The sequence below is a fragment of the Rhizobium sp. LjRoot258 genome, assembly GCF_964254185.1.
In the GTDB taxonomy this organism is placed as follows: domain Bacteria; phylum Pseudomonadota; class Alphaproteobacteria; order Rhizobiales; family Rhizobiaceae; genus Rhizobium.
The window spans coordinates 151165-163317 of record NZ_CAXUST020000001.1 but is presented as its reverse complement, the minus strand read 5'-3'; the positions used below and the strand labels follow the sequence as shown (position 1 = coordinate 163317).

Annotated in this window: 11 protein-coding genes, 1 tRNA gene and 1 riboswitch; of the genes, 5 read left to right on the top strand and 7 right to left on the bottom strand. The window is 60.3% G+C overall.

Annotated features, from left to right (window positions below; all coding sequences use genetic code 11):
- Positions 1-339 precede the first annotated feature (339 nt).
- Positions 340-2361 carry a methyl-accepting chemotaxis protein gene (locus ACSQ9D_RS00800; protein WP_436280778.1) on the top strand — a complete coding sequence of 674 codons (2022 nt, stop codon included), beginning with the start codon at positions 340-342 and terminating at the stop codon, positions 2359-2361.
- 135 nt (positions 2362-2496) lie between these two features.
- On the opposite strand, the gene ACSQ9D_RS00795 is transcribed toward ACSQ9D_RS00800, so the two are convergent.
- Positions 2497-2682: a hypothetical protein gene (locus ACSQ9D_RS00795; protein ID WP_024313139.1), complete on the bottom strand. Its 186-nt coding sequence runs from the start codon at positions 2680-2682 to the stop codon at positions 2497-2499.
- 307 nt (positions 2683-2989) lie between these two features.
- On the opposite strand from ACSQ9D_RS00795, the gene ACSQ9D_RS00790 reads away from it, so the two are divergent.
- Entirely contained in the window at positions 2990-3829 is an 840-nt protein-coding gene (locus ACSQ9D_RS00790) for a glycosyltransferase family 2 protein (RefSeq protein ID WP_436280777.1), read from the top strand.
- An 18-nt stretch (positions 3830-3847) separates the two neighbouring features.
- The gene (locus ACSQ9D_RS00785; RefSeq protein ID WP_436280776.1) at positions 3848-4867 is read left to right on the top strand and encodes a glycosyltransferase family 2 protein; all 1020 of its coding nucleotides are present in this window, start codon (positions 3848-3850) and stop codon (positions 4865-4867) included.
- A gap of 49 nt (positions 4868-4916) precedes the next feature.
- Here ACSQ9D_RS00785 and ACSQ9D_RS00780 read toward each other — a convergent pair whose 3' ends face one another.
- The 3 genes from ACSQ9D_RS00780 to ACSQ9D_RS00770 all read right to left on the bottom strand — a co-directional run bounded on the left by ACSQ9D_RS00780 (position 4917) and on the right by ACSQ9D_RS00770 (position 6822).
- Entirely contained in the window at positions 4917-5123 is a 207-nt protein-coding gene (locus ACSQ9D_RS00780; protein ID WP_024313142.1) for a CsbD family protein, read from the bottom strand.
- Positions 5124-5245: 122 nt separating this feature from the next.
- A tRNA-Gly gene (locus ACSQ9D_RS00775) sits at positions 5246-5319 on the bottom strand.
- Between the two features lie 408 nt (positions 5320-5727).
- Positions 5728-6822, bottom strand: a complete 1095-nt coding sequence (locus tag ACSQ9D_RS00770; RefSeq protein WP_436280775.1) for a 2'-deoxycytidine 5'-triphosphate deaminase — start codon at positions 6820-6822, stop codon at positions 5728-5730.
- Positions 6823-6894: 72 nt separating this feature from the next.
- Positions 6895-6973: riboswitch (SAM riboswitch) on the top strand.
- A 45-nt stretch (positions 6974-7018) separates the two neighbouring features.
- Between ACSQ9D_RS00770 and ACSQ9D_RS00765 the strand changes: the two genes are divergently transcribed.
- Positions 7019-8203: an O-succinylhomoserine sulfhydrylase gene (locus ACSQ9D_RS00765; protein WP_436280774.1), complete on the top strand. Its 1185-nt coding sequence runs from the start codon at positions 7019-7021 to the stop codon at positions 8201-8203.
- A gap of 198 nt (positions 8204-8401) precedes the next feature.
- Positions 8402-8794 carry a Co2+/Mg2+ efflux protein ApaG gene (gene apaG, locus ACSQ9D_RS00760; protein ID WP_024313153.1) on the top strand — a complete coding sequence of 131 codons (393 nt, stop codon included), beginning with the start codon at positions 8402-8404 and terminating at the stop codon, positions 8792-8794.
- Here apaG and ACSQ9D_RS00755 read toward each other — a convergent pair whose 3' ends face one another.
- The 3 genes from ACSQ9D_RS00755 to ACSQ9D_RS00745 all read right to left on the bottom strand — a co-directional run bounded on the left by ACSQ9D_RS00755 (position 8795) and on the right by ACSQ9D_RS00745 (position 12040).
- A complete protein-coding gene (locus ACSQ9D_RS00755; protein WP_436280773.1) occupies positions 8795-9790 on the bottom strand; it encodes an Hsp33 family molecular chaperone in 996 nt (331 codons plus the stop codon).
- Between the two features lie 93 nt (positions 9791-9883).
- Positions 9884-10801 carry an ornithine carbamoyltransferase gene (gene argF / locus ACSQ9D_RS00750; RefSeq protein WP_436280772.1) on the bottom strand — a complete coding sequence of 306 codons (918 nt, stop codon included), beginning with the start codon at positions 10799-10801 and terminating at the stop codon, positions 9884-9886.
- A gap of 42 nt (positions 10802-10843) precedes the next feature.
- On the bottom strand, positions 10844-12040 hold the full coding sequence (locus ACSQ9D_RS00745) for an aspartate aminotransferase family protein (protein WP_436280771.1): 1197 nt from the start codon (positions 12038-12040) through the stop codon (positions 10844-10846).
- Positions 12041-12153 lie beyond the last annotated feature (113 nt).

The following is a 12153-nucleotide window of genomic DNA, read 5'->3' as shown; positions in this document are numbered from 1 at the left end:
CGTGGCGCGCGCTATTCGAGCTGCCGAGAAGACCCTTCCTCCGGGACAGGAGCCTCATGCGCCCGTCACCACAACTGAGACGTTGCGTCGCGCTTAGCGCCGCTCAGCACTAGGCGGCACGGTCCAAGTTTTTCCTGGGACTGGCAGTAAGTGTTAGGGGCGCATTAAACAATGTCCCATTCTATTCGCCGAGACGACGCCGGCTCGCGGGCCGAATGCATGATGCGCATGTCGAGCCTTCAAGGCATCCCACCATGCCGTATCATGCGTCATGCCTGCCTCTCAAAATGCTTTCATAGCCGGCCCGCCACTGGCCGGATCAAGCGACTGGACATATCCATGCTGAAGAATTTCAAAATCCGGACGAAAATCATATCTGTCGTCGCGCTTCTCGGAGCGATCGCGCTCGGGGGCCTCGTTTACGTCATCACGGAATTCCGCGGTGCCGACGCCGCCTACAGTGCCTTTATCGACCACGAGGCGATGGCTGCCATGCAGGCATCGCGCGCCAGCGCTTCGGCAACCGCCGCCGTGCTTCAGGTGACGCTGATCGCCGGCCTCAAGCCGGACACGCCCGCTTTCAATACGGCGCTCGCAACGCCGAGCAAGATGCCTCAGGCGCGCGAACGTCTCGAACAGGCCGCCGCCCTGGTTCCAAGCCGCAAGCAGGCAATCGACGACATTCTCGTCGGCATTGGCGAGATGGAAGCGCTTTCCAGCAAGGTCGTCGACCTCGCCAAGGCAAAGGACAGCGCTGGCGCGCAGCTCGCGGCCAGCATGCTGAACGCCAAACTGAACACGGTCACCCCGAAAATGATCGCCAACAACGACGCGCTGATGGCGTTGCTGAACGACGGCGGCGATGCACTCTCCTCTACGGTCAAGCAGCGCATAACCTTCTGTTTCGCGCTGATCGGCCTTGCTGCACTTGGCGCGCTCGGCCTTAGCGTATGGGTCGCTCAAGCGGGGATCACCGCCCCGATGGCCCGTCTGCGTGACCGGATGACACAGCTCGCGCAGGGCGATACGCAGAGCGCCATCGACGGCCTTGATCGCTTCGACGAAATCGGCCAAATGGCCGGCGCCGTTGCGGTCTTCCGCGACAACGCCGTCGAGCGCATCCAGATCGAGAGCGAGGCCGAGAGGAACCGCAATCTCAGCGACAGCGAACGCCGCGAGCGCGAGGCGCAGCGCGCGACCGACGCCGCAGACCTCTCACGCGCGGTTGGCGCGCTTGGCGACGGCTTGCGCCGACTGGCCGCCGGGGACCTCGCGTCACGGATCGACACAGCTTTTGTTGGCGATCTCGACGCGCTGCGGCAAGATTTCAACGACTCGATCCTGCGGCTGAACGACACCATGCAGACGGTCGGCGCCAACGCCCGTGCCATCACGGCCGGCGCAAGCGAGATCCGCGCCTCCGCAGACGAGCTTTCAAAGCGCACGGAGCAGCAGGCAGCCTCCGTCGAGGAGACGGCCGCGGCACTCGAGGAGATCACCACCACGGTGAAGGATGCCGCCAGACGCGCCGACGAAGCACGCGGCCTCGTGGCGCGCACGCGGGCGGGTGCCGAAAAGTCCGGCCAGGTCGTGCGCAAGGCAGTCAACGCCATGCAGCAGATCGAGCAGTCCTCCGCCGAGATCGGCAACATCATCGGCGTCATCGACGACATCGCCTTCCAGACGAACCTTCTCGCACTCAACGCCGGCGTCGAGGCCGCCCGCGCTGGGGAAGCCGGAAAAGGCTTTGCCGTCGTTGCCCAGGAGGTGCGCGAACTCGCGCAGCGCTCGGCCAACGCCGCCAGGGAGATCAAGTCGCTGATCACCGCGTCAGGCGGTCATGTGCAGACGGGCGTGTCGCTTGTCGGCGAAACCGGCAAGGCGCTGGATGCCATCGTTCATGAAGTCCAGGAGATCAACCAGCACGTCGACGCGATCGCGGAAGCCGCCCGCGAGCAATCGACCGGCTTGCACGAGATCAACACGGCCGTGAACACGATGGACCAGGGAACGCAAAAGAATGCGGCCATGGTGGAGGAAAGCACGGCGGCGAGCCACAAGCTCGCGACGGAAGCGGCGACACTGAACAATCTGCTCGACCAGTTCAAGCTCACCGGCACCGGCGGGTTCAGCGCGACCGTTGCCGGCGTTCCACTCCACAGCACTCCGATCCATTCCGCGCCACGTCCCGCCGTGCCGCCGATCGCAGCCAGAAAGGCGCCGGTCCGCATCGCCACTTCAGGGATCACGCGCCCCTCCAACTCGCCAGCTCGCGCGCTCGGGCAGAAGCTTGCAAGCGCCTTCGGTACTGGCAGCGCTCCTTCCAGCGCGCGCGACGACGCCGACTGGACGGAATTCTGATCCAACCAAGACCCAAAAGACGAAGGGCGGCTCATTGCCGCCCTTTTTAATTATCGTCTTCTGACTTCAAGCAGCAAGCCATGGCTTCGCTGCAGGGCGCGCAAGCTCGCGCCGAGAGGCAATTCAAAAGAGAACTCAGGCAAACCCGAGCGGAATCTGTTCTACCTTGCGGCCGCGACCATAATCGCGCTCATAGGAAGCACGATCGTCATCGCGCGCCGACGCAAGAGGCGCTTCCGGCGCATGGTAGCCGTCCGCATAGGTGCCGGTATCGCCATTGTCCCGGATTTCGCGCTTTGCCGTGAAAATCTTCAAAAGCATGCTGCCACTCCTCCTGATCATGCCGACAACGACCAAGGGGTCGTCTGCGTTCCCGTGATATCGGAGAATAGTTAAAAATTAACTATGTTTATTAGAGGATTGTCAACTATCGAAATTATCTGCGAGCCTACGTCTTAAGGGCATCCTTTCGCGGTGTTGCAAGGCGATCAAGGCAGGCTGGCTACGTGATCGTTGCATTTCCGTGGCAAGGGGATAAATCAGCGGGAATTGAAAGCTGGGAAGCCGGTGCCGCGCGTGGATATCGGCCGCTTTTTTTGATTAATGGTTCTGTCGTGGTGTCTTGCCGATGAATGCCAGAGTTATGGTGATGTTTCCGGTCTACAACGGCGCAACGACCCTGCGAGAGAGCTTGCAGTCAATCGCGGATCAGGACTTCGGCGAGTTCCGCGCCATTATCCTCAATAACTGCTCCACAGATGAGACATTGCAGGTGGCGCAGCGCTTTTGCGAGGAAGACGCCCGCTTTTCCGTCATCTCAAACGAAACCCATCTGAGTGCCGAAGCGAACTTCGCCAAGGCCGTGAAGCTCGGCGCTGAGGCGGCAGGCTATTTTTGCCTTCGGGCAGCCGACGATCTTTCATCTCGAGATTTCTTGGGAAAGCTGGTCGAGGCGCTCGATGCCGACGAGGCAAAGTTGCTCGCCGCCTGCTCGACAAAGAGCTTCAATGCCAAAGGCTTCAAGCTCAAGAATCCGGCAGCCAACATATTCAACTTTCAGGAGTCGTATGCAAAAGGTCGCGTACCACGCAACCTGACATTTCCGTCCGAGTGGATCTACGGCATGTTCAGATCGCGGTCAGTCGATATATTGATGGCGCGCTGGTACGAACTGGGCAATCCTTGGGGCTTCGCCTCTTATGTCCTCTCGGAATTTGTCGTTCGCGATCTGGTCACCTATGTCCCCGGCCCCACCTTGGACTTCAGGGAAGGATCGGGTTCCGAGCAAAGGTATGGGGCAAAGGGGTTTCGTGATAAGCTCTCCCAACGACTGACATACACCCTTGGCTGCTACCGCCTGGTCGACAAACTGCCACCGACGGGTCTTTTGACGAAAGCGAAGTTTTTCAGGATGTGTTGGAACGATGCACGCCGGAAAACGCGCTACAAGCTGCTTTGGATATTCTAGGAGTCCTGTTTCCCGCTCATGAACTACCCATTTTCCTCCGGCGCGCCCGATCTTGCGCGCTCTTTCCTCGATCGTCTCCAGACGGGCTATGACACATTTCGGGTAACACGCCGCGAGAGGCGCAATCGAGCTGATGTGACCATCCAGCCAGTTCGCGAGATCGAGCCCCTCACGTCAGCAGATGTGCCCCTTGTCTTTGTTACCCATAACGACGCTGTTCTTCTAAGCGCATTCATTCAACACTATCGCCAGCTGGGCGTGACGCGGTTCATCTGCGTTGACGACGTTTCGACTGACGGTACAAGAGAGGCTCTCTTAAATGAGCCGGACGTTGACGTTTGGACCTCGCCCGTAAGATTTGGCGAAGCACGGCGGGGCCGAAATTGGAGGGAAAGCCTGTTCTCCAGGTATGGTCTCGATCGATGGTATCTGAATGTCGATTCCGATGAGTTCCTCGTCTACGATGATTGCTTCAGCCAACCGTTGCCATCCCTTATCCGCACGCTTGAAGCTCAAAACCTCAAGCGAATGGCCGCGCCTATGCTGGATATGTATCCCAGGCTGAGCGAAGTCGGCGCGCACCCATCTTCTGTCGACAAGCCGTGGCAGTTCTCGCGTTATTTTGATGGTGACAGCTATGTGTCAACGATCAAGAAGCGAGGCGTCAGTGTTAGGGGCGGGCCGCGGGGCAGAAAATTCGGAGAGGGCAACGAGCTTATCAAATACCCGTTGATCTACTGGGACAGAACGTGCCTTTTCGGAAGCAGCCTCCACCAGCCGTTGCCCTATGGCCGCAATTTCCCGTCTGTCTGGGGCGCTATCCTGCACTTCAAATTCTTCACCAATTACAAGGCCAAGATAACCGAAGCAGCTGAGGGCAAGCAGCACTATAATTCTTCCGAGCACTACCAGAAGATGATGGATGTTCTTCATCGCGAAGGGGAAATCGATTTCAGCTACGGTCAGTCGATTCGCTATGACGGGCCGCAGCAACTGATCGATCGCGGCTTCATGACCAAGATCAACTTCCCATCGTGAAGCTGGCATGAGGCGGAATGCCCGGAGGGTTGGCTCCGGGCTCGTCAGGTCAATGCCAAGTCTGATTGCCGTACCAATCGTCGATGTCTCGCCGCGCGCGATCGCGCGCGATACCGTAGCGTTCCTGGATTTTGCCTTCCAACTGGTCGCGCTTGCCGGCAATCTGATCAAGATCGTCATCAGTGAGTTTGCCCCACTGCTCCTTGATCTTGCCCTTCATCTGCTTCCAGTTTCCTTCGACGCGGTTCCAATCCATAACGCTTTCTCCTGCTTTGTTGGACTGGAGACTAAACGGCCGCGGCGTAAGAGTGTTCCGCCGCTTCGCTCCGTCAGGTAGCGATCAGGATCTTTTTGCGTTGTCGACTGCACTTGGCTTCGTGGAGCGGGTGAAGGGAATCGAACCCTCGTATTCAGCTTGGGAAGCTGCTGCTCTGCCATTGAGCTACACCCGCACTAGAGCGAGACTTTCTACAGATGATGGCCGCTGTCAAGCGGCCAAACACCGACAATCGTAACAAAGGCACTTCTGATATTGCGGCCTCCGCGCATGCAGCGGATCTTCAGCGAAATGCCCGAAGCACGCCAAGGCGCGCGCATTCGCTCGCGGCCGGATGGGAACTTTGGAAGCGTATGTTTGCGCGCCCATCGGTCTTTGTTGGCGATCTGGACCCACCACCGTCACAGCACGAACACCACAAGGCTCAAGAAGATTCTACCGGCCGGCCCTTATCTCGCGCCGAACACAGCTCCTTCAAATCGACGGCAGAAACACTACCCTACCTCTGGCCGAATGATGGCGAACGACGCCCTCTGGCTACCGACGAGAACGCGGCAGCCAGCGATCGAGGACACCAGAACGCTCAAATGCGGAAGTGCTTGGAAAGCTTCAGGCCCTGGGCCTGATAGTTCGAGCCGAGGCCGGAGCCGTAGAGGCTTTCCGGGTGCTCCCGCATATGTTCGTAGACGAGGCGGCCGACGATCTGGCCGTCTTCGAGGATGAAGGGAACCTCGTGGCTGCGGACCTCGAGCACGGCGCGGCTGCCGCGGCCGCCAGCCGGCGCGTGGCCGAAGCCAGGGTCGAAGAAGCCGGCATAGTGCACGCGGAATTCGCCGACCAGCGGATCGAAGGGGGTCATCTCGGCCGCGTAGTGCGGCGGCACATGGATGGCTTCGCGGGAGACGAGGATGTAGAACTCGTCAGGATCCAGGATCAGTTCGTTGCGGCCGCGACTATAGAGAGGCTCCCAGAAATCATAGATGTCGTGCTGCGCCTTCTTGTCGACATCGACGACGGCGGTGTGGTGCTTGCCGCGGTAGCCGATCAGGCCGTCCTTGTCGCCCGCAAGATCGATCGACAGCGCAATGCCGCCGCCCGAGACGTTCGGTTGCTTGCTGGCAACCAGCGTTTCGGCATCGTGCAGCGCCAGAAGTTCGGGCTCGCCGAGCAGGGAATGCCCGACACGGAAGCGGATCTGCGACAGGCGCGAGCCCCGGCGCACGACAATCGGGAAAGTGCGCGGGCTAATTTCGAGGTAGAGAGGGCCGGAATAGCCGGTCGGGATCTTATCGAACTCCTGCGCATAGTCGGTGATGACGCGCGTGAAGATATCCAAACGCCCGGTCGAGCTCTTCGGGTTGGCCGAGGCCGACATATCGGCCGGCAGGTCGAGGCGCTCCATCAGCGGAACGATATAGACACAGCCTGTCTCCAGCACGGCACCTTCGGAGAGATCGACGACGTGAAGGCTTAGGCGATCGAGCTTGTCGGACACAAGATGGGATGGCCCCGGCATGAAACTCGCGCGAACGCGGAAAGCCTTGGCGCCAAGCCTCAGGTCGAGGCTTGCCGGCTGGATCTGGTCGTGATCCAAATCGCGCTCAGAGCTGAGACGCCCGGCCTCAAAGAGCGCGGCAATCGCACGATCTGCCAAAATTCCTGTTACGCGAGCCATCATGCCTTATCCATATTTGTCGCAGACAAAACCAAACTCGAGGAATTGACGCAAGCATAGAACGGCAGTATTGCAGCTTTATCCCGTGGTGATTTGGCCGGTCGGCTTGCAGCCACGTTAAACAAGTGGCTAAAAGGACCGGGTGCAAAACCGGTCTGCTTTCGCGGCCGGTTTTTTTGTTGTTTGAAAGTGGTGATTCATGAGCAAGACCTGGCGCCCGGCAACCCAACTCGTACACGGCGGTTCGCTGCGCTCGCAATATGGCGAGACCTCCGAAGCAATCTACCTCACGCAGGGCTTCGTCTATGAAAGCGCGGAAGCGGCCGAAGCACGCTTCAAGGGCGAGACCGAAGGCTATATTTACGCTCGCTACGGCAGCCCGACCAACGACATGTTCGAGAAGCGCATGTGCGCGCTCGAAGGCGCCGAGGAGGCCCGTGCCACAGCCTCGGGCATGGCAGCCGTCACCGCCGCGATCCTCTGCCAGGTGAAGGCAGGCGACCACATCGTCGCAGCCCGCGCCCTCTTCGGCTCCTGCCGCTGGGTCGTCGAGACGCTTGCGCCGAAATACGGCATCGAATGCACGCTGGTCGATGGTCGCCATCTCGAGAACTGGGAAAAGGCGATCCGCCCGAACACGAAGGTGTTCTTCCTGGAAAGCCCGACGAACCCGACGCTAGAAGTGATCGATATCGCCGGTGTTGCCAAGCTCGCCAACCAGATCGGCGCCAAGGTCGTAGTCGACAACGTCTTTGCAACCCCGATCTTCCAGAAGCCACTCGAGCTCGGCGCCCATATCGTCGTCTACTCGGCCACCAAGCACATTGACGGTCAGGGCCGCAGCCTCGGCGGCGTGATCCTCTCCGACACGGAATGGGTCAAGGAGAACCTGCAGGACTACTACCGCCACACCGGCCCGGCGATGTCGCCGTTCACGGCGTGGACGCTGCTGAAGGGCCTCGAGACACTGCCACTGCGTGTCAAGCAGCAGACCGAAAATGCATCGAAGATCGCCGACTTCCTGGCTGATCAGCCGAAGGTCGCCAAGGTCATCTATCCCGGCCGCAAGGATCATCCGCAGGCCGACATCGTCGCCAAGCAGATGAAGGGCGGCTCGACGCTGGTCGCGATCGAATTGAAGGGTGGCAAGGAGGCAGCCTTCGCGCTTCAAAACGCGCTTGATATCGTCAAGATCTCCAACAATCTGGGCGACGCCAAGAGCCTGATCACGCACCCGGCGACGACGACGCACAAGAACCTGACCGACGAGGCGCGTGCAGAGCTCGGCATCTCCGGCGGCACCGTTCGTCTCTCCGCGGGCATCGAGGACACGGACGATCTGATCGAGGATTTCGCCCAGGCACTCGCCAAGGTGAACGCCTGATCAGCCCATAACGGCCGGATTACCTCCGATCCGGCCGACCGCCATGCGCTTTTGCCACATGCGAGGCGGGCTAAAATTAGGCTTAGCGCGCGAAACCTCTTGCCATTGCACGCATTAGGGACGTGATCGCCTATCGGTTTATTGACGGATCGGCCGTCGTATAAGATACCGGTAACGTATGTTGACTATGGTGTAGGCATGTACCGCGCCCTTACACGAGACATTGAAGTCGTCGTCGAACCCTTTTATCTGGAGGAGCAATCCGATCCGGAGGACGATCGTTATGTCTGGGGCTACAAGATCGTCATCAGCAACAATTCCGACACGACCGTACGATTGGTGAACCGCTACTGGAACATCACAGACCAGAACGGGATCGTCGATGAGGTCACGGGCGCCGGCGTTGTCGGCGAACAGCCGCGGCTTGCTCCGGGCGATACCTATGAATATTCCTCGGGCTGCCCACTGGATACGCCATCAGGGCTGATGTTCGGCCACTACCAGATGGAAACGGATGAAGGCGAGCTTTTCGATGTCGAAATTCCCGCCTTCTCGCTGGATTCGCCAGGGCTGCTCAGAGTCCTGAACTGATCACTCGGCAGCCTGAGCCACCTCTTCCACTTCGAAGCGGTAGGTCGTCGAGCAGAACTCGCAGGTCACCGAGATCGCGCCGCCTTCCTGGCTGGCATCGATTTCCTCGGCAGAGAACCCCTTCAGCACGCCCTTGATCTTCTCGCGCGAACAGCTGCAGCGATCGAAGACCTCGCGCGGTTCGTAGACGCGAACGCCGCGTTCGTGGAACAGGCGGTACAGCAGCCTCTCCGTGCCCACCTGCGGATCCGTCAACTCGTCGGCGTCGATCGTTTCGACGAGCGAGCGGGCTTCCATCCATGCATCGTCTTCCTTGTGGGAACCACCGGCCGTGTCACCGTCGCCCCCATGAAGATCCGGCTGGCGCATGCGCTCGGGCGCTTCCGGCAGGAACTGGGCCACGAGCCCCCCTGCCCGCCAACGGTGACGCGGCTTGCCCACTTCGTCGCGATCGAAGAGCTCGGCAGCGGCAAGACGCACTTGCGTCGGGATTTGCTCCGACTGGCGGAAATAGGTGCCGGCGATTTCCTCGAGGGTCGCTCCGTCGAGCGCAACGATGCCCTGATAGGGTTGGCTAAACTTCCCCTGATCGATCGTAAACGCCAGCATACCCTTGCCGAGCAGCTGTTCAGGCTCGATTTGCCCAGCGGCGATGGCCGTGTCGAGGAGGCCCTGGTCGAAGCGCGCATAAGCACGCACGTTCTCGGGCGTCGAGAAATCGCAAACAAGCAGGTCCACCGGGCCGTCGCCTTTGGTCTGCACCGTGAACTTGCCGTCGAATTTCAGCGAGGTGCCGAGCAGCACCGTCAACACGACGACTTCGGCAAGAAGCCTCGCGACAGGCGCAGGATAGCGATGACGCTCGAGGATCGCGTCCAGCATCGGCCCGAGTTGGACGGCGCGACCGCGCACATCCAACCCTTCAACCTGAAACGGAACGACGTGATCATCGCCGGCGAAATTGAATTCGCCGAGGGCGGCTGCAGGTTCTGCCATTGGTCTTCTCCTAGTCTGAGAGCGGCAGACGAGAGTGTCCATCCGCTCGCGCGGCCAACGGGCCTTCCGGCCAAACGTGGCGTGCAGTATGGTTCAGATCGCGCCTAGGCACCAAGCAAGAATCGACTTCTGCGCATGAAGACGGTTTTCCGCTTCATCGAAGACGACGGATTGCGGGCCGTCGATCACCTCGTCCGTGACTTCCTCACCACGATGGGCGGGCAGGCAATGCATGAACAATGCATCCTTGTCGGCCTGTGCCATCAAAGCCGAATTGACCTGATAAGGCTGGAAGACGTTATGACCCCGGGCCCGATGTTCCTGATTCATGGAGACCCAGGTATCGGTCACCACGCAATCGACGCCGGCGACCGCACGGTCGGCATCATGGCAGAGCATGATTTCGGCGCCCTCATCGCGGGCCCAGTTCAAATAGTGATCCTTCGGCTCGGAACCAAGGGGGACCGCCATATTCATACGATAGCCGAAACGGGCAGCCCCTTCGACCAGCGAATGCAGCACGTTGTTGCCATCGCCGGTCCAGGCGATCGTCTTGCCCTTGATGGGGCCACGATGCTCCTCGAAAGTCATGATATCGGCCATGATCTGGCACGGATGGGTATCGTCCGTCAGCGCGTTGATGACGGGAACCGTGGCGTGCTCGGCCAGCTCCAGCATGCGGGCATGATCGGTGGTGCGGATCATGATCGCATCGACGTAACGTGAGAGCACCTTCGCCGTGTCGCCAATGGTCTCGGCGCGACCGAGCTGCATTTCGGTGCCCGAGAGGAAGAGCGTCTCGCCGCCCAGCTGGCGCATGCCGACGTCGAAGGAGACGCGGGTACGGGTCGAAGGCTTCTCGAAGATCATCGCGAGCATCTTGCCGGCGAGCGGCTTGTCGCCTTGCCCAGCCTTGAAGGCCTGCTTGCGGGACATGGCGTCATTCATGATGAGCCGCAGGTCTGATGCCGCAACGGCGGAGAGATCGAGAAAGTGTTTGGTGGAAGCCATTGTCTTTACCTATCACGCCCGCCTTCCGGCCGGCATTATCCATTAAGCCGTCTTCTTGACCTTCGAAGCGCGCACGCTTTCGGCGGCACGCTCAAGGCGGGCGAGGCCCTCACGGGCTTCGTCCGGTGTGACGACCAGAGGCGGCAGAAGACGGATGACGTTGTCGCCAGCGGGAACGCCGAGCAGATGGGCGTCACGGATTGCATGCAGCAGCTCGGAAGACGGCACGGCGGCCTTGACGCCGAGCAGCAGTCCCTCGCCGCGAACGTCCTCGATGATATCAGGATAGCGATCCTTGAGCGAGGCCAGCCCTTGGCGGAAGACCAGCGAGACGTCGCGCACCTGCTGCAGGAAGCCGTCCGCGAGGATCACGTCGAGCACGGCACTGCCTACAGCCATGGCAAGCGGATTACCGCCATAAGTGGAGCCATGCGTGCCGGCCTTCATGCCGGAAGCTGCCTCTGCCGTCGCAAGGCAGGCGCCGAGCGGGAAGCCGCCACCGATGCCCTTGGCGACTGCCATGATGTCAGGGGTGGCGCCGGACCATTCATGCGCAAACAGCTTGCCCGTGCGGCCCATCCCGGTCTGCACTTCGTCGAAGACCAGCAGCAGACCGTGCTCGTCGCAGATCTCACGAAGTGCCTTCAGGAACTGGTTGGTCGCCGCACGGACGCCACCCTCCCCCTGAACAGGCTCGATGAGGATCGCGGCCGTCTCGTTTGTGATGGCGCTGCGGACGGCATCGAGATCGCCAAAAGGAACCTGATCGAAGCCGGGCGCCTTCGGACCGAATCCTTCGAGGTACTTCTCCTGGCCACCCGCAGCGATCGTCGCCAGCGTGCGGCCATGGAAGGCACCTTCGAACGTGATGATATGAAACCGCTCGGGATGGCCCTTGGAAAACTGATAGCGGCGCGCCGTCTTGATCGCGCATTCCAGGGCTTCCGCGCCGGAGTTCGTGAAGAACACCTTGTCGGCAAATGTAGCCTCGGTCAGCCGCTTCGCGAGCGTTTCCTGACCCGGGATTTCGTAGATATTGGACAGGTGCCAGACCTTGTCGGCCTGCTCCTTCAGCGCACCCACCACATGCGGATGGCTGTGGCCGACGGAGGTAACGGCAACGCCGGCGCCGAAATCAAGATATCGCTCGCCCGTTTCTGTGATCAGCCAAACGCCTTCTCCTCGCTCGAACCGCAGCGGGGCACGAGAGTAGGTGTCGTAAAGCGCGGCTTCAGCCATGGCGCGATCTCCTGTCTATAACCATCAGCAGCCGGACTCCGGCTAAGGAATGCAGGTCCGGAAATTAAAAATGCCGCCTTTCGGCGGCGAGCAGCACTATTTACTTTTCGCAC